This is a genomic window from Thiolapillus sp. (assembly GCF_048562965.1).
Taxonomy (GTDB): Bacteria; Pseudomonadota; Gammaproteobacteria; order Chromatiales; family Chromatiaceae; genus Thiolapillus; species Thiolapillus brandeum_A.
The window spans coordinates 1-14,244 of sequence record NZ_JBHNMF010000043.1; the positions used below are offsets into that span (position 1 = coordinate 1).

Annotated in this window: 28 protein-coding genes and 2 pseudogenes; all 30 read right to left on the bottom strand. The window is 54.3% G+C overall.

What is annotated here, in order from left to right; translation table 11 throughout:
* Positions 1–324: pseudogene (locus tag ACOCD2_RS04325) on the bottom strand (SAM-dependent chlorinase/fluorinase); the annotation flags it as partial.
* A 50-nt stretch (positions 325–374) separates the two neighbouring features.
* Complete coding sequence (gene rplQ, locus ACOCD2_RS04330; protein WP_293643787.1) at positions 375–767, bottom strand: 50S ribosomal protein L17; 393 nt, start codon at positions 765–767, stop codon at positions 375–377.
* A gap of 44 nt (positions 768–811) precedes the next feature.
* Positions 812–1,816 (bottom strand): DNA-directed RNA polymerase subunit alpha, encoded by a 1,005-nt coding sequence (locus tag ACOCD2_RS04335; RefSeq protein ID WP_293643785.1) that lies wholly within the window; start codon positions 1,814–1,816, stop codon positions 812–814.
* 17 nt (positions 1,817–1,833) lie between these two features.
* Entirely contained in the window at positions 1,834–2,454 is a 621-nt protein-coding gene (gene rpsD, locus ACOCD2_RS04340; RefSeq protein WP_293643783.1) for a 30S ribosomal protein S4, read from the bottom strand.
* Between the two features lie 4 nt (positions 2,455–2,458).
* On the bottom strand, positions 2,459–2,848 hold the full coding sequence (rpsK, locus tag ACOCD2_RS04345) for a 30S ribosomal protein S11 (protein ID WP_293643781.1): 390 nt from the start codon (positions 2,846–2,848) through the stop codon (positions 2,459–2,461).
* Between the two features lie 35 nt (positions 2,849–2,883).
* Positions 2,884–3,240 carry a 30S ribosomal protein S13 gene (gene rpsM / locus ACOCD2_RS04350; RefSeq protein ID WP_293643779.1) on the bottom strand — a complete coding sequence of 119 codons (357 nt, stop codon included), beginning with the start codon at positions 3,238–3,240 and terminating at the stop codon, positions 2,884–2,886.
* A 144-nt stretch (positions 3,241–3,384) separates the two neighbouring features.
* Positions 3,385–3,498 (bottom strand): 50S ribosomal protein L36, encoded by a 114-nt coding sequence (gene rpmJ / locus ACOCD2_RS04355; protein WP_078121411.1) that lies wholly within the window; start codon positions 3,496–3,498, stop codon positions 3,385–3,387.
* A 28-nt stretch (positions 3,499–3,526) separates the two neighbouring features.
* Complete coding sequence (gene secY, locus ACOCD2_RS04360; protein ID WP_293643777.1) at positions 3,527–4,876, bottom strand: preprotein translocase subunit SecY; 1,350 nt, start codon at positions 4,874–4,876, stop codon at positions 3,527–3,529.
* 8 nt (positions 4,877–4,884) lie between these two features.
* The gene (rplO, locus tag ACOCD2_RS04365) at positions 4,885–5,319 is read right to left on the bottom strand and encodes a 50S ribosomal protein L15 (protein WP_293643775.1); all 435 of its coding nucleotides are present in this window, start codon (positions 5,317–5,319) and stop codon (positions 4,885–4,887) included.
* Position 5,320: 1 nt separating this feature from the next.
* A complete protein-coding gene (gene rpmD, locus ACOCD2_RS04370; RefSeq protein WP_305800190.1) occupies positions 5,321–5,494 on the bottom strand; it encodes a 50S ribosomal protein L30 in 174 nt (57 codons plus the stop codon).
* A 22-nt stretch (positions 5,495–5,516) separates the two neighbouring features.
* Positions 5,517–6,020: a 30S ribosomal protein S5 gene (rpsE, locus tag ACOCD2_RS04375; RefSeq protein ID WP_293643771.1), complete on the bottom strand. Its 504-nt coding sequence runs from the start codon at positions 6,018–6,020 to the stop codon at positions 5,517–5,519.
* Positions 6,021–6,030: 10 nt separating this feature from the next.
* Entirely contained in the window at positions 6,031–6,387 is a 357-nt protein-coding gene (gene rplR, locus ACOCD2_RS04380) for a 50S ribosomal protein L18 (RefSeq protein ID WP_293643769.1), read from the bottom strand.
* A gap of 12 nt (positions 6,388–6,399) precedes the next feature.
* Entirely contained in the window at positions 6,400–6,936 is a 537-nt protein-coding gene (rplF, locus tag ACOCD2_RS04385; protein ID WP_293643767.1) for a 50S ribosomal protein L6, read from the bottom strand.
* Between the two features lie 16 nt (positions 6,937–6,952).
* The gene (gene rpsH, locus ACOCD2_RS04390; RefSeq protein WP_293643765.1) at positions 6,953–7,348 is read right to left on the bottom strand and encodes a 30S ribosomal protein S8; all 396 of its coding nucleotides are present in this window, start codon (positions 7,346–7,348) and stop codon (positions 6,953–6,955) included.
* Positions 7,349–7,526: 178 nt separating this feature from the next.
* On the bottom strand, positions 7,527–7,832 hold the full coding sequence (gene rpsN, locus ACOCD2_RS04395) for a 30S ribosomal protein S14 (protein ID WP_293643763.1): 306 nt from the start codon (positions 7,830–7,832) through the stop codon (positions 7,527–7,529).
* 24 nt (positions 7,833–7,856) lie between these two features.
* Entirely contained in the window at positions 7,857–8,393 is a 537-nt protein-coding gene (gene rplE, locus ACOCD2_RS04400) for a 50S ribosomal protein L5 (RefSeq protein ID WP_293643761.1), read from the bottom strand.
* Positions 8,394–8,406: 13 nt separating this feature from the next.
* Positions 8,407–8,727 carry a 50S ribosomal protein L24 gene (gene rplX / locus ACOCD2_RS04405; protein WP_293643759.1) on the bottom strand — a complete coding sequence of 107 codons (321 nt, stop codon included), beginning with the start codon at positions 8,725–8,727 and terminating at the stop codon, positions 8,407–8,409.
* A 9-nt stretch (positions 8,728–8,736) separates the two neighbouring features.
* Positions 8,737–9,105, bottom strand: coding sequence for a 50S ribosomal protein L14 (rplN, locus tag ACOCD2_RS04410; protein ID WP_293643757.1), 369 nt, complete (start codon positions 9,103–9,105; stop codon positions 8,737–8,739).
* Positions 9,106–9,159: 54 nt separating this feature from the next.
* Entirely contained in the window at positions 9,160–9,420 is a 261-nt protein-coding gene (gene rpsQ / locus ACOCD2_RS04415) for a 30S ribosomal protein S17 (RefSeq protein WP_293643755.1), read from the bottom strand.
* Positions 9,421–9,422: 2 nt separating this feature from the next.
* Positions 9,423–9,617: a 50S ribosomal protein L29 gene (rpmC, locus tag ACOCD2_RS04420; RefSeq protein ID WP_293643753.1), complete on the bottom strand. Its 195-nt coding sequence runs from the start codon at positions 9,615–9,617 to the stop codon at positions 9,423–9,425.
* The gene (gene rplP, locus ACOCD2_RS04425; RefSeq protein ID WP_293643751.1) at positions 9,617–10,030 is read right to left on the bottom strand and encodes a 50S ribosomal protein L16; all 414 of its coding nucleotides are present in this window, start codon (positions 10,028–10,030) and stop codon (positions 9,617–9,619) included. Before rplP ends, rpmC begins: the two co-directional genes overlap by 1 nt.
* 2 nt (positions 10,031–10,032) lie before the next feature.
* The gene (gene rpsC / locus ACOCD2_RS04430) at positions 10,033–10,722 is read right to left on the bottom strand and encodes a 30S ribosomal protein S3 (RefSeq protein ID WP_293643749.1); all 690 of its coding nucleotides are present in this window, start codon (positions 10,720–10,722) and stop codon (positions 10,033–10,035) included.
* 12 nt (positions 10,723–10,734) lie between these two features.
* Positions 10,735–11,067, bottom strand: a complete 333-nt coding sequence (rplV, locus tag ACOCD2_RS04435; RefSeq protein ID WP_293643747.1) for a 50S ribosomal protein L22 — start codon at positions 11,065–11,067, stop codon at positions 10,735–10,737.
* A gap of 10 nt (positions 11,068–11,077) precedes the next feature.
* Positions 11,078–11,353 (bottom strand): 30S ribosomal protein S19, encoded by a 276-nt coding sequence (rpsS, locus tag ACOCD2_RS04440; protein ID WP_293643745.1) that lies wholly within the window; start codon positions 11,351–11,353, stop codon positions 11,078–11,080.
* A 20-nt stretch (positions 11,354–11,373) separates the two neighbouring features.
* A complete protein-coding gene (gene rplB, locus ACOCD2_RS04445) occupies positions 11,374–12,201 on the bottom strand; it encodes a 50S ribosomal protein L2 (RefSeq protein ID WP_293643743.1) in 828 nt (275 codons plus the stop codon).
* A gap of 41 nt (positions 12,202–12,242) precedes the next feature.
* A complete protein-coding gene (rplW, locus tag ACOCD2_RS04450) occupies positions 12,243–12,542 on the bottom strand; it encodes a 50S ribosomal protein L23 (protein ID WP_293643741.1) in 300 nt (99 codons plus the stop codon).
* Positions 12,539–13,141: a 50S ribosomal protein L4 gene (gene rplD, locus ACOCD2_RS04455; RefSeq protein ID WP_293643739.1), complete on the bottom strand. Its 603-nt coding sequence runs from the start codon at positions 13,139–13,141 to the stop codon at positions 12,539–12,541. The genes rplW and rplD overlap by 4 nt, the downstream gene beginning before the upstream one ends.
* 3 nt (positions 13,142–13,144) lie before the next feature.
* A complete protein-coding gene (rplC, locus tag ACOCD2_RS04460; RefSeq protein ID WP_293643737.1) occupies positions 13,145–13,795 on the bottom strand; it encodes a 50S ribosomal protein L3 in 651 nt (216 codons plus the stop codon).
* An 11-nt stretch (positions 13,796–13,806) separates the two neighbouring features.
* The gene (gene rpsJ / locus ACOCD2_RS04465; RefSeq protein ID WP_293643735.1) at positions 13,807–14,118 is read right to left on the bottom strand and encodes a 30S ribosomal protein S10; all 312 of its coding nucleotides are present in this window, start codon (positions 14,116–14,118) and stop codon (positions 13,807–13,809) included.
* A 5-nt stretch (positions 14,119–14,123) separates the two neighbouring features.
* Positions 14,124–14,244 (bottom strand): annotated as a pseudogene (locus ACOCD2_RS04470) (elongation factor Tu); the annotation flags it as partial.

Genomic DNA, 14,244 nt, shown 5'->3' on the forward strand with positions numbered 1-14,244 from the left:
GTTGTTCAGCGCAGCAAGCAGATAGGCTGACGCCCGGGGATTGGCAAAAGGCGCGTCATTCATGAGATTGATGATGCGGGCCTGGGGCGCCACCGCAAGCACCGCCGATTCCATTTGCCCCAGATAAGGGCCATGGCTGCTTAAGGGCCATGGCTGCTGAAGTCGGTGAAAAAGTATACAGGAGTGTTCATGGATGTCTCGGCGCACAGCAATACGGGCTTGTAGCCAGTATGGCTTGTAGCCAGTATAGCCAAGAAAACCTTTGTTCCCAAAAAAGCGCCATACAGTGAGCAAATGACGCAGGTTAGTGGCAAGTTCACCCAAGAAAAAGCCGGGCAGTTGCCCGGCTCTTCAAAGATCAGATCTGACGGATATCAGTCTTCGAACATTTCCTCTGTATCGTCGCTCACGGGGCGATCGACCAGCTCGACATAAGCCATAGGGGTCTTGTCTCCGCTGCGGTAGCCGCATTTCAGGATGCGCAGATAACCGCCATTGCGCTCCTGATAACGGGGACCGAGCTCACCAAACAGCTTGCCCACGGCAGCGGCGTCGCGCAGACGTGAGAAAGCCAGGCGGCGCTTGGAAACACTGTCCTGCTTGGCCAGAGTGATCAGCGGCTCGGCTACTCGACGCAGCTCCTTGGCCTTTGGCAGGGTAGTCTTGATCATTTCATGCTCGATCAGCGATACGGCCATGTTTCTGTACATGGCTTTGCGATGAGAACTGTTTCTGTTTAATTGCCGTCCGGCTTTGCGGTGACGCATGGGTCGACTTTCCTGAGTAAAAGTTAAATTTCAACGGGCAACGATTATTTCGCGACCAGTTCCTGAATATTTTCCGGTGGCCAGTTTTCCAGGCGCACACCCAAGGACAGCCCGCGCGTAGCCAGCACGTCCTTGATCTCGTTGAGTGACTTCTTGCCCAGATTCGGGGTCTTGAGCAACTCCACTTCGGTACGCTGAATCAGATCACCGATAAGAAAAATGTTTTCCGCCTTGAGGCAGTTTGCGGAACGGACCGTAAGTTCAAGGTCGTCCACAGGGCGCAGCAGGATCGGATCAATCGCGGGTGCTTCAGGCTCGGCAACCGATTCATCTTCAGGGCTGGTCTCCTCAAGATAGACGAAGGTTTCCAGCTGCTTTTGCAGAATCGTTGCGGAACGGCGAATGGCGTCTTCCGGATCAATCGTGCCGTTGGTCTCGATATCGATAACCAGGCGATCCAGGTCGGTACGCTGTTCCACCCGTGCAGACTCCACACTGTAGGCAACGCGCAGTACGGGACTGAAAGAGGCATCCAGTTGCAAGTGACCGATGGGACGGTCCTCGCCGGCAGCACTCTCACGGTTTGAAGAGGCTTCGTAACCTCGTCCGCGACGCACCCTGATGATCATGTTCAGCTCACCTTTTTCGGTGAGGTGGGCAATCACGTGATCCGGATTGACCACTTCCACGCCATGAGTCAGCTGTATGTCGCCTGCGGTGACTACTGCCGGCCCCTTGACCCTGAGGCTGAGCTCCGCATCGTCGCGGTCTTCCATAACGATGGCCACACCCTTGAGATTGAGCAGGATTTCCAGTACGTCTTCCTGCACGCCTTCAATGCCGCTGTACTCGTGCAACACGTTCTCGATTTCAGCATCGACGATGGCGCAACCGGGCATGGATGACAACAGTATGCGACGCAGCGCATTGCCCAGTGTATGACCGAATCCCCTTTCAAGGGGCTCCAGTGATACTTTGGAACGACGATCGTTGACCTTGTCCACGCCTATAATGCGTGGCTTCAAAAATTCTGTGACGGAATCCGCCATGAACATACCTTCCTAGCTTACTTGGAATAAAGCTCTACGATGAGCTGTTCGTTGATTTCTGCTGGCAGATCAACACGCTCGGGAACCCGCTTGAATGTTCCGCTCATACCTTTTGTATCGACTTCGACCCAGTCGGGGAAGCCATACTGCTCCGCCAGAGCAAGAGCATTGGCAATGCGAACCTGCTTGCGGGCTTTCTCCCGCACGGTAACGACATCGTCGGCCTGGACGCTGTAAGAGGCTACATTGACGATCTTTCCGTTTACCTCGATGGCCTTGTGGCTCACCAGCTGTCGGGCTTCATTGCGTGTAGCGCCGAAACCCATGCGGTAGACGACATTATCCAGACGCTGTTCGAGAAGCTGCAGCAGATTTTCACCGGTCGGGCCCTTTTGACGGTCAGCCGTAGCGTAGTAGTTGCGGAACTGCTTTTCCAGCACGCCATACAAACGCCGTACTTTCTGCTTTTCGCGCAGCTGCACACCATAGTCAGACAAACGGCGACGGCGTTCCTGCGTCTGGCCAGGCAACTTTTCCATGTTGCATTTGGAGTCAACTGAACGAGCGCGGCTCTTCAGGTACAGATCCGTACCTTCGCGGCGCATCAGTTTACATTTTGGTCCGAGATACCTTGCCATGAGATTAAACCCGACGTTTCTTAGGTGGACGACAACCATTGTGCGGAATGGGAGTCACATCAGTAATGCTGGTGATCTTGAAACCAGCGTTATTCAGGGCGCGAACTGCTGAATCACGTCCGGGACCGGGTCCCTTGACATTGACATCCAGGTTTTTCACACCGTATTCCTTGGCCACCTGACCCGCACGATCGGCTGCGACCTGTGCAGCGAACGGGGTGCTCTTACGTGAACCGCGGAAGCCCGAGCCACCCGAAGTGGCCCAGCACAGGGCATTGCCCTGACGATCGGTAATAGTGATGATGGTATTGTTGAACGACGCATGGATATGCGCGATACCATCGCTCACTGTCTTCTTGATCTTTTTCTTGGAACGGGTTGTGGACTTGGCCATGCCTGTACCTACACTCTAGCGAATTAACTGTACTGTTAGCGTTTGATCGGACGACGTGGACCCTTGCGGGTACGTGCGTTGGTCTTGGTGCGCTGACCACGCAGTGGCAGACCGCGACGATGACGAATGCCACGGTTGCAACCAAGATCCATCAGACGCTTGATGTTCATGGAGATTTCACGACGCAGATCGCCTTCAACCATAAACTTGGCCACTTCTTCACGCAGCTTCTCAAGCTCGCCTTCGCTGAGCTCGATAATCTTGCGGTCCGGTGCCACGCCGGCTACCTCACAGATTTTTGACGCGCGCGAACGGCCAATGCCGTAAATCGCTGTCAATGCGATGACCGTATGCTTACGGTCTGGAATATTTACGCCTGCTATGCGGGCCATCCTGTCATCTCCTCAGATGCTTTACCAGATTGTCGCAGTAATTTCATACCGCGAAGCCGCGGAACTATAACTCAACTACAACAGTTTTTCAATATCGACTTTTACCTGGAACTCCATGAGATCCAGGTAAACACAATGCTGAGATCAACCCTGACGCTGCTTGTGACGGGGATCAGTACAAATAACCCTGACCACGCCCTTGCGCTTGATGATCTTGCAGTTGCGACACATTTTCTTTACCGAAGCACGAACTTTCATTTTCTCGGTCCTGTATACCTCACCAGGTTCAGCGGATCATTCCCGCGCCACCCTGGCCTTTAAGATTAGCTTTTTTCATCAACCCCTCATACTGATGAGACATGAGGTGCGATTGCACCTGAGCGATGAAATCCATAATGACGACGACCACGATCAGCAGCGATGTACCACCAAAATAAAAGGGTACATTCCAGCCAACAATCAGAAACTCCGGCAACAGACACACGGCAGTTATGTAGATTGCCCCCGCCAGTGTCAGGCGCGTCATGACGCCATCGATATACTTGGCTGTCTGCTCGCCCGGACGGATGCCGGGTATAAAAGCGCCGGAACGCTTCAGGTTATCTGCCGTTTCCCGTGCATTGAAGACCAATGCGGTATAGAAAAAGCAGAAGAATATAATCGCACCAGCATACAGCGCCACATAAATCGGTTCACCCGGTGACAGCTTGGCCACGATATCCTGCAACCAGCGCATATCGGGTGTATTGCCTGCCCACTGCGCCAGGGTCGTCGGGAACAGTATGATGCTGGACGCGAAAATGGGTGGTATTACACCAGCCATATTCAGCTTCAACGGCAGAAAACTGCTCTGCGCCGCCAGTAGCCGCCTTCCCTGCTGCCGCTTGGCATAGTTGATCGTGATACGACGCTGTCCACGCTCGACAAACACCACGAAAGCGGTTACGCCAATAGCCAGCAGGAACAGGAAAAGGGCAAACAACGCGTTCATCTCACCGTTTCGTACCAGTTCTGCCACTGAGCCGAAGGCTGCGGGCAATCCCGCCACGATGCCCGCGAAGATGATCATGGATATGCCGTTACCCAGGCCACGCTCGGTAATCTGCTCACCCAGCCACATGAGAAACATGGTTCCTGTCACCAGGGAAATCGTTGCGGTAAAGACGAATCCCATGCCCGGCACCATGACCATGGACATGCCGCCCGAAGACTGACTCTGCAGGGCTACGGAGATTCCCACGGCCTGGAAGGTCGCAAGCACCACGGTGCCATAGCGCGTGTATTGCGTGATCTTGCGGCGCCCTGCCTCACCTTCCTTTTTCAGCTGTTCGAGCTTTGGAACCACCGATGTCATCAGCTGCACAATGATCGACGCAGAGATGTACGGCATGATGCCCAGTGCCAGGATCGATGCCCGCTTCAGCGCACCACCGGAAAACATGTTGAACATGCCCAGGATACTGCCTTGCTGCTGATCGAACAGCGCCGCCAGTGCCGCGGGATTAACACCCGGCACGGGTATGTAGGTGCCGATACGGTAGACAATCAGCGCACCCAGCAAAAACAGAAAACGCTGACGCAGTTCAGTCAACTGACCGAGCTGTACACCACCACCTGCTGCAGGATTCAGAGCCATGACTCAGATCAGTCCTCTACCTTGCCGCCGGCTGCTTCAATCGCAGCCCGTGCACCCTTGGTAGCACGCAGACCTTTGACAGTAACCGCACGACCGATTTCACCGGAAAGGATAACCTTGGCACGTTTCATGGTGCGAGGCAGAATATCGGCTTCGTAAAGCGCGTTCATGTCAACCACGTCACCTTCGACCTTGCCCAGCTCGTCCAGACGGATCTCAGCGGTGTACTTGGCTTTGCGCGAACGGAAACCCACCTTGGGAAGACGACGCTGCAAAGGCATCTGGCCGCCTTCGAAACCTACCTTGTGGAAACCACCGGAACGGGACTTCTGGCCCTTGTGACCGCGGCCACAGGTCTTTCCCAGACCGCTGCCGATACCACGACCCACGCGCTTTCTGTCAGATTTGCTGCCATCTGCAGGCTTGAGTGTATTCAGGCGCATCTTATGCGTCCTCCACGAGCTGTACCATATAAGACACTTTGTTCAGCATGCCACGGGTCGAAGGCGTGTCCTCAACCTCGACAACCTGGTGCATGCGACGCAGTCCCAGGCCGAGAACACAAGCCTTGTGCGTTTTCAGGCGACCGTTCATGCTACGTACGAGTTTCACTTTCATCGTTTTGGATTCAGCCACGGTATCACCCCAGTATTTCTTCTACAGTCTTGCCACGCTTGGCAGCGACGTCTTCCGGGCTGACCATGTCTGCCAGGCCATTCATCGTGGCGCGAACCACATTGATGGGATTGTTGCTGCCAATACACTTGGCCAGTACATTGTGAACACCTGCCGCTTCGCAGATAGCGCGCATCGCGCCGCCTGCGATGATACCGGTACCATCGGAAGCTGGCTGCATGTACACCTTGGCAGCACCATGACGGCCAATTACCGGATACTGCAGGGTACCGTCGGCAAGCTTGATGTTTCTCATGTTACGGCGCGCTGTTTCCATTGCCTTCTGGATAGCGATAGGCACTTCTTTCGCCTTGCCCATACCGAAACCAACCTTGCCGTCACCATCTCCAACAACCACCAGCGCGGAAAAACCGAACTGACGGCCACCTTTGACAACCTTCGCGACGCGGTTTACGGCAACCAGTTTCTCAATGACATCATCGCCGGCGTTTTGTTCATAATTTGCCATTATCCAATCCTCAGAACTGGAGCCCGGCTTCGCGGGCTGCTTCCGCCAGCGCTTTTACGCGGCCATGATATTGAAAACCTGAACGGTCGAATGCTACCTTGTCCACGCCTGCGGCTTTGGCCCGCTCGGCGACGAACTTGCCGACCACTGATGCCGCACCGGTGTTGCCGGTGGAGCCTTCAACACTACCACGCACATCTTTGTCCAGCGTAGATGCGCTGCATACCACCGTACTCCCGTTGGGTGCAATGACCTGCGCATAAATATGGCGCGGCGTGCGGTGAATGCTCAGGCGTGGAACGCCCAGCTCGCGTATCTTGGCTCTGGACCGACGGGCCCGACGTATGCGACTTGATTTCTTGTCCATCGTCATAACCTCTTATTTCTTTTTCGCTTCTTTGCGGATTACGTGCTCATCCGCATAGCGGACACCTTTGCCCTTATAGGGTTCTGGCGGACGGTAACGGCGGATTTCCGCAGCAACCTGGCCAACTTTCTGCTTGTCAATTCCCGAAACAACGATCTCGGTTTGAGAAGGCGTTTCTATGCTGATGCCCTCTGGGATCGCATATTCGACAGGATGTGAGAAACCGAGACTGAGATCCAAAACCTTGCCTTTCACCTGGGCGCGATAACCGACGCCGACCAGCAGCAGTTTTTTCTGAAACCCTTCGGTTGCACCGATAACCATGTTGTTGAGCAGTGAACGCATGGTGCCGGCCATGGCCCATCCGTGCTTGCTTCCCGGATCCCTCGGCTGCACGCGCAGTACGCCATCCTCGAAGCTCACGGCAACGGTGGGATGTATCTCATACTCCTGGGTGGACTTGGGGCCCTTTACGGTCACTTTCTGACCATCAAGTTTCACATCCAGCCCGGAAACGACGGTGACGGGTGCTTTTGCAATACGTGACATACCAGCCTCCTACCAATCAGGCCACGAAGGCAATGACTTCGCCGCCATGACCCTGCTTGCGGGCCTCACGGTCTGTCATTACACCACGGGATGTTGAAACAATAGCGACACCCAGTCCGCCACGCACCTTGGGCAGTTCATCATGCCCCTTGTAGATACGCAGACCGGGACGGCTGACGCGCTTGACCATATCGATAACCGGACGCCCCTGAAAATATTTCAGCGTGATTTCCATGACCGGTTTGCCATCGACTTCTGAAGCGTTTACATCGGCGATGTAACCTTCATCTTTCAACACGTCGGCAATTGCCATCTTTTTCTTGGATGCAGGCAGCGTCACGCTAACCTTGCCAGCAGACTGGCCATTACGGATGCGCGTAAGCATATCCGCAATCGGATCTGACATACTCATAGTTTAAAGGCTCCTCGGGTCAGGCAACTTCTGGTGCGAAGTCCGATACCCATTGACGAATTCGGCCCCCTGTAACAGGGAGCCGGCAACTCTAGCTAATTTCTTCGTAAAAATCCAGATAATTTTCCATAAATCTGGATTTTTCTGCATGCCGCAATGCAGCGGCGACAATAAATTCCTACCAGCTGGCTTTTTTCAGCCCAGGCACGTCTCCGCGCATCGCAGCTTCGCGCAGCTTGTTACGGCACAGGCCGAACTTACGGTAGACCGCGTGAGGCCGGCCGGTAATGCGGCAGCGGCGCTGCTTGCGTACGGGGCTTGAATCACGGGGCAGCTTCTGCATGGCCAGAACGGCTTCATCCACCTGCTCAGGGCTGCTCTCCGGATTCTTGATAATAGCTTTCAGCTCGGCACGCTTTGCGGCGTGTTTGGCTGCCAGACTGGCCCGCTTGTTTTCACGGGCGATCATGCTTTTCTTTGCCATAGTGTCCTGGACTCTCTATTTCATTTACTTGAAGGGAAAATTGAATCCTTCAAGCAGGGCCTTGCCTTCTTCATCACTGCCAGCACTGGTGGTGATGGTGATATCCATGCCACGCAGGGCATCGATCTTGTCATATTCCACTTCCGGGAAGATGATCTGCTCTTTGACGCCCATGCTGTAGTTACCACGGCCATCAAACGATTTGGGGTTCAAACCACGGAAATCCCGGATTCTGGGGATGGCGATATTCACCAGCCGATCCAAAAATTCATACATGCGCTCGGCCCGCAAGGTCACCTTGCAGCCAATGGGCCAGCCTTCACGAATCTTGAAGCCGGCAACCGATTTTCTGGCCAGCGTCACAACGGGCCGCTGTCCTGCGATCTGCACCATGTCTCCGACTGCATTCTGGAGGATTTTCTTGTCCCCAGTGGCCTCGCCCACCCCCATGTTCAGGGTGATTTTTTCAATACGAGGCACCTGCATAACGCTCTTGTAACCGAATTTCTCGATCAGCGCTGGGATAACCTGTTCTTTATAATGATCCTGTAACCTAGCCATTGGATTACTTGCCTCAGACGTCCACGACTTCGCCGTTAGATTTAAATACACGCACCTTGCGGCCATCGTCCAGGGTCTTGAAACCCACACGATCGGCCTTGTTGCTTACCGGGTTGAACAATGCGACATTGGAAATATCCATGGGCATTTCCTTTTCCACGATGCCGCCGGGCTCCCCTTTCATGGGATTGGGCTTGGCATGCTTCTTTGCCAGGTTGATATTTTCAACCAACACGCGGTTGCTGCCTACCAGCTGGAGCACTGTGCCCCTCTTGCCCTTGTCCTTGCCGGCCAGGACGATGACATCGTCACCTTTACGAATCTTGCTTGCCATGACTAATCCTCAAAGCACCTCAGGAGCCAGCGAAATGATTTTCATAAACCGTTCGCCACGCAATTCACGGGTCACCGGGCCGAAAATACGGGTGCCGATGGGTTGCAGTTGGGAATTCAGCAGTACAGCCGCGTTGCCGTCGAAACGGATAACGGAGCCGTCAGGACGGCGCACGCCTTTCTTGGTGCGAACGACCACTGCATTGTAAACATCGCCTTTTTTTACCTTGCCGCGGGGGATGGAGTCCTTTACGGAAACCTTGATGATATCCCCGACACCGGCATACCGGCGATGTGAACCGCCCAGCACTTTGATGCACTGAACACGCTTTGCGCCGCTGTTGTCGGCAACGTTCAGTATGGTTTGCATCTGGATCATGACACTACCCTTATGTTGTCAGTCAGTATCTTCAACAAAACGTCGAAGAATTGCTCAATTTGCCTTTTCGACCAGTTTGACGAAGCGCCATTTCTTGGTCTTGGAAAGCGGACGGCATTGCTCCACGACCACCACGTCACCTGTACGACATTCATTGTTCTCGTCGTGAGCGTGGACCTTGGTGGACCGTCGGATGAATTTTCCATAGATAGGATGTTTTACCCGACGCTCAATCTGCACGGTGATGGATTTATCCATCTTGTCACTGATGACCTTGCCTTGCAGCGTACGGTTTGTCTGACCTTGCTCGCTCATCACTAACCTGCCTTCCGCATTTCGTTCATTACTGTCTTGATGCGTGCGATATCGCGACGCACCTGTTTTACAACGTGGTGACGCGCCAGTTGGCCGGTGCCATGCTGCATACGCAGGCTGAATTGCTCCTTGAGTTTGTCGTGCAATTCCTGCTTCAGCTCATCCAGGGACTTGTCCCGCAGTTCACTCGCCTTCATCACATTATTGTCCGCTTAACAAATGTTGTTGCCACAGGCAGCTTGGCCGCGGCCAGCTTGAATGCCTCTCTTGCCAGCTCTTCCGATACACCCTCGATTTCATAGAGCATACGGCCGGGCTGCACCAGTGCTACCCAATATTCAACGTTACCCTTACCTTTACCCATCCGAACTTCAAGAGGTTTTTTGGTAATGGGCTTGTCCGGGAATACCCGGATGTAAAGTTTACCGCCCCGCTTTACGCGGCGGGTAATGGTACGGCGCGCCGCTTCAATCTGGCGGGCCGTGATACGACCGCGTCCTGTAGCCTTCAGACCGTACTCACCGAAGCTGACACTGCTGCCACGCTGAGCGAGACCACGGTTACGACCGGTATGCTGTTTGCGAAACTTGGTTCGTTTTGGCTGCAACATGATCAGTTTCTCCCGCCGGATTTCTTGCCTTTCTTGCCGGATTTGGACTCGAGCAGAGCCTCATCACCGTAAATCTCGCCTCTGAAGATCCAGACCTTGATACCGATGATGCCGTAAGTGGTTTCAGCTTCGGCCGTTCCATAGTCGATGTCTGCACGCAATGTATGCAGTGGCACACGTCCTTCACGATACCATTCGTTACGCGCGATCTCTGCACCGTTCAACCGGCCGGAGATATTCACTTTGATGCCTTCAGCGCCCAGGCGCATGGAATTCTGTACCGCACGCTTCATGGCACGACGGAACATGATGCGACGTTCGAGCTGCTGCGCGATGCTTTCGGCTACCAGCTGGGCATCCAGTTCCGGCTTGCGGATTTCCTCGATGCTGATATGCACAGGACCACCCATCATGCGCGACACCTCGCGGCGCAATGCATCGATGTCTTCGCCTTTCTTACCGATCACCAGACCGGGACGTGCGGTATGCACAGTGATATGTGCATTATTCGCCATGCGGTCGATCTGTATGCGCGATACGGAGGCATGCGCCAGTCTCTTTTTCAGAAAATCACGTACCGTCAGATCCTGGTTGAGCAGATCTGCATAGTTGCTGCTGTCTGCATACCACTTGGAGGTATGTTGCTTGACGATACCTAAGCGGATACCGATTGGATGTACTTTTTGACCCATAACTCTGCCTGCTTACTCGTCGCCAACGGTGACGGTGATATGGCTGGTGCGTTTCAGAATCTTGCTCGCACGGCCTTTTGCTCTTGCCCGGATGCGCTTCATTGTAGGTCCTTCGTCAACCATAATGGCTGTGACCTTGAGCTCATCTACATCGGCACCTTCGTTGTTTTCTGCGTTTGCAATCGCAGAATCCAGAATCTTTTTGATCAGTGCAGCACCTTTTTTCTTGCTGAACTGCAGGGTTTCGAGGGCACGCTCTACCGGCAGGCCCCGAATCTGATCGGCAACCAGACGCCCCTTCTGTGCAGACAGGCGCGCATGACGCAATTTTGCTACTGCTTGCATATCCTGCTCCTTAACGCGTGGATTTCTTGTCGGCAGCGTGACTACGATAAGTACGGGTCAGCGCAAATTCACCGAGTTTGTGTCCCACCATGTTTTCCGATACCAGCACGGGAACATGTTGACGACCATTGTGTACTGCAATTGTCAGCCCCACCATATCCGGCAGGATCATTGAGCGACGGGACCATGTCTTTATGGGACGACGGTTGTTGGTCGCTACGGCATCTTCCACTTTCTTCATCAGATGATGATCGACGAAAGGACCTTTACGTATTGAACGTGGCATTATTCTCTTACCTCACCCGATTACTTGCGGCGACGATCGCGCACAATGAATTTATCTGTGCGCTTGTTACTGCGGGTTTTGTAACCCTTCGTGGGCACACCCCAGGGACTGACAGGATGACGGCCACCTGAAGTACGGCCCTCACCACCACCATGAGGGTGATCGACAGGGTTCATGACCACACCACGCACCGTGGGACGGATACCGCGCCAGCGCGTGGCGCCTGCCTTGCCCAGTTTACGCAGGCTGTGCTCTGAATTGCCCACCTCACCGATGGTGGCGCGGCAGTCTGCATGAATCTTGCGCATCTCACCAGAGCGCAGGCGCAAAGTGGCATAGTCGCCCTCACGTGCAACCAGCTGTGCAGACGTGCCGGCAGAGCGTGCGATCTGAGCTCCTTTCCCTACCTTCATCTCGATGCAGTGAATCGTGCTACCCACCGGAATGCTGCGCAATGGCAGCGCATTGCCCGGCTCGATTGGCGCCTCGATCCCTGACTGAATACTGTCGCCCGCCTGCAGGCCTCTGGGAGCAATGATATAGCGTCGCTCGCCGTCCGCATATTTGATCAGGCAAATGTGCGCGCTGCGGTTGGGATCGTATTCCAGACGTTCCACCACACCCGGAATCCCATCCTTGTCACGCTTGAAATCGATGATGCGATAGCGCTGCTTGTGGCCACCACCACGATGACGGATGGTAATGCGTCCCTGGTTGTTGCGACCACCAGTCTTGGACTTCTTGCCCACCAGAGGCTCATAAGGAGCGCCTTTATGCAATCCAGGAGTTTTGACCTGGACAACAAACCGGCGGCCCGGTGATGTCGGTTTGGCTTTAACGATTGGCATCTTTCTGCTTCCGCTTTACTTAACTTGGTTGTGCCCCGCCTTCAGGCGCCGGCTCCAAAATCTATATCCTGACCTTCAGCAAGACGCACGATGGCCTTTTTCCAGTCCTTGCGACGGCCCTGTATCTGACCGAAGCGCTTGCTCTTGCCCTTGACGTTGATGGTCTGCACTTTCTCGACATTCACATCAAAAAGCATTTCGACGGCAGCCGCAATCTCGGGTTTGGTCGCATCAGTCATCACCTTGAAGGTAAACTGCTGCGCGCTATCTGCGGCATTGGCTGTCTTTTCAGAGGTCAGCGGTCCCAGCAGGACCTTCAACAAACGTTCTTTGCTACTCATGCCAGCTGCTCCTCGATCTTTTTCAGCGCATCCGTGGTCATCAGCACTTTTTCATAACCCACCAAGGAAACAGGATCCAGCTGATCGGTGTCACGAACGTCTACATGGTAGAGGTTGCGCGCCGCCAGCAGCATGTTTTCATCCATCTGAACAGTAATGATGAGCACATCATCCATGCCCAGATCCTTGAGCTTGCCGACCAGCTCCTTCGTCTTGGGCGCGTCGACAGCAAAGCTGTCTACCACGACCAGGCGCTCCTGACGCAGCAGTTCAGAGAGGATGGAACGCAGCGCACCACGATACATCTTCTTGTTCACTTTCTGCGCATAGCTGCGCGGCTGTGCCGCAAAAGCCCGACCGCCACCTACCATGATAGGGCTGCGGATTGTGCCCTGACGCGCACGACCTGTACCTTTCTGACGGAAAGGTTTGATACCACCGCCGCTTACGGCAGCGCGATTCTTCTGCGCCTTGGTTCCGGAACGGGCGGCTGCCATGTAAGCAGTGACCACCTGATGAACCAGCGCTTCTTTGAAGTCTGCACCAAATACGGCGTCAGATACCTGCAGGGAAGCCCCGCCTGTTACATTCAAGTCCATGACTTAGCCCTTATTCTTCAATTTGATCGCTGGAGTGACTATCACGTCACCGCCAGGGGCACCAGGTATGGCACCTTTGATCAGCAACAAACCACGATCAGCATCCACACGCACAACTTCCAGCGTCTGTACGGTGACCTTTTCGCTACCCATATGGCCGGCCATTTTCTTGCCCTTGAACACCCGTCCAGGTGTTTGACACTGACCAATAGAACCCGGTGCGCGGTGAGAAATGGAGTTACCGTGAGTTGCATCCTGCATCTTGAAGTTGTGGCGCTTCACACCACCCTGGAATCCCTTGCCTTTGGATATTCCGCTCACATCCACCTTCTGCCCGGTTTCGAACAGATCGGCCTTGATCTCGCTGCCAACCTCAGGAACATCGCCCTGATGGTCGTCCAGACGGAATTCCCAGAGTCCGCGACCTGCCTCGACACCTGCCTTGGCGAAATGACCGGCCAGCGCCTTGTTCACGCGACTGGCTTTACGCTTACCGACAGTGACCTGCACAGCCTGGTAGCCATCGCTTTCCGGCGTGCGAACCTGCGTAACCCGGTTGGGCTCTACCTGAACGACAGTCACAGGTACAGAAACTCCGTCGTCATTGAAGACCCGGGTCATGCCTGCTTTGCGTCCGACTAATCCTAATGCCATGATTAAAAACCTCAGTTCAGCTTGATCTGAACATCTACCCCAGCAGCCAGATCCAATTTCATCAGTGCGTCTACTGTCTTGTCAGTAGGATCGACGATGTCCATGAGGCGCTTGTGGGTGCGAATCTCGTACTGGTCACGCGCATCCTTGTTCACATGCGGTGAAATCAGTACCGTAAAGCGCTCTTTGCGCGTGGGAAGCGGAATCGGGCCCTTGATCCGGGCGCCGGTGCGCTTCGCAGTATCCACGATCTCTTTGGTAGACTGGTCTATCAGTCGATGATCGAAGGACTTGAGTTTGATTCTGATACGCTGGTTAGCCATAACGATTACTCGATAATCTTGGAAACAACACCGGCGCCAACTGTACGTCCACCTTCACGGATGGCGAAGCGCAAGCCTTCTTCCATCGCGATCGGTGCAATCAGCTTCACCGTCATCTTCACGTTG

Coding starts and splice junctions, on each gene's coding strand:
- rpsD (WP_293643783.1), bottom strand. CDS start 2,454: ATGGCAAGGTATCTCGGACCAAAATGTAAACTGATGCGCCGCGAAGGT.
- rpmJ (WP_078121411.1), bottom strand. CDS start 3,498: ATGAAAGTTCGTGCTTCGGTAAAGAAAATGTGTCGCAACTGCAAGATC.
- rplR (WP_293643769.1), bottom strand. CDS start 6,387: ATGGACAAGAAATCAAGTCGCATACGTCGGGCCCGTCGGTCCAGAGCC.
- rplO (WP_293643775.1), bottom strand. CDS start 5,319: ATGCGCCTGAATACACTCAAGCCTGCAGATGGCAGCAAATCTGACAGA.
- rpsS (WP_293643745.1), bottom strand. CDS start 11,353: ATGCCACGTTCAATACGTAAAGGTCCTTTCGTCGATCATCATCTGATG.
- rplQ (WP_293643787.1), bottom strand. CDS start 767: ATGCGTCACCGCAAAGCCGGACGGCAATTAAACAGAAACAGTTCTCAT.
- rpsE (WP_293643771.1), bottom strand. CDS start 6,020: ATGGCAAATTATGAACAAAACGCCGGCGATGATGTCATTGAGAAACTG.
- rplF (WP_293643767.1), bottom strand. CDS start 6,936: ATGTCACGTATTGCAAAAGCACCCGTCACCGTCGTTTCCGGGCTGGAT.
- rpsH (WP_293643765.1), bottom strand. CDS start 7,348: ATGAGTATGTCAGATCCGATTGCGGATATGCTTACGCGCATCCGTAAT.
- rplN (WP_293643757.1), bottom strand. CDS start 9,105: ATGATCCAGATGCAAACCATACTGAACGTTGCCGACAACAGCGGCGCA.
- rplV (WP_293643747.1), bottom strand. CDS start 11,067: ATGCAAGCAGTAGCAAAATTGCGTCATGCGCGCCTGTCTGCACAGAAG.
- rpsK (WP_293643781.1), bottom strand. CDS start 2,848: ATGGCCAAGTCCACAACCCGTTCCAAGAAAAAGATCAAGAAGACAGTG.
- rplB (WP_293643743.1), bottom strand. CDS start 12,201: ATGCCAATCGTTAAAGCCAAACCGACATCACCGGGCCGCCGGTTTGTT.
- rplE (WP_293643761.1), bottom strand. CDS start 8,393: ATGGCTAGGTTACAGGATCATTATAAAGAACAGGTTATCCCAGCGCTG.
- rpsM (WP_293643779.1), bottom strand. CDS start 3,240: ATGGCCCGCATAGCAGGCGTAAATATTCCAGACCGTAAGCATACGGTC.
- rpsQ (WP_293643755.1), bottom strand. CDS start 9,420: ATGAGCGAGCAAGGTCAGACAAACCGTACGCTGCAAGGCAAGGTCATC.
- rpsN (WP_293643763.1), bottom strand. CDS start 7,832: ATGGCAAAGAAAAGCATGATCGCCCGTGAAAACAAGCGGGCCAGTCTG.
- rplP (WP_293643751.1), bottom strand. CDS start 10,030: ATGTTGCAGCCAAAACGAACCAAGTTTCGCAAACAGCATACCGGTCGT.
- rpsJ (WP_293643735.1), bottom strand. CDS start 14,118: ATGGCTAACCAGCGTATCAGAATCAAACTCAAGTCCTTCGATCATCGA.
- rplD (WP_293643739.1), bottom strand. CDS start 13,141: ATGGACTTGAATGTAACAGGCGGGGCTTCCCTGCAGGTATCTGACGCC.
- secY (WP_293643777.1), bottom strand. CDS start 4,876: ATGGCTCTGAATCCTGCAGCAGGTGGTGGTGTACAGCTCGGTCAGTTG.
- rplW (WP_293643741.1), bottom strand. CDS start 12,542: ATGAGTAGCAAAGAACGTTTGTTGAAGGTCCTGCTGGGACCGCTGACC.
- rplC (WP_293643737.1), bottom strand. CDS start 13,795: ATGGCATTAGGATTAGTCGGACGCAAAGCAGGCATGACCCGGGTCTTC.
- rpmD (WP_305800190.1), bottom strand. CDS start 5,494: ATGAAAGTGAAACTCGTACGTAGCATGAACGGTCGCCTGAAAACGCAC.
- rplX (WP_293643759.1), bottom strand. CDS start 8,727: ATGGCAAGCAAGATTCGTAAAGGTGACGATGTCATCGTCCTGGCCGGC.
- rpsC (WP_293643749.1), bottom strand. CDS start 10,722: ATGGGTCAAAAAGTACATCCAATCGGTATCCGCTTAGGTATCGTCAAG.
- ACOCD2_RS04335 (WP_293643785.1), bottom strand. CDS start 1,816: ATGGCGGATTCCGTCACAGAATTTTTGAAGCCACGCATTATAGGCGTG.
- rpmC (WP_293643753.1), bottom strand. CDS start 9,617: ATGAAGGCGAGTGAACTGCGGGACAAGTCCCTGGATGAGCTGAAGCAG.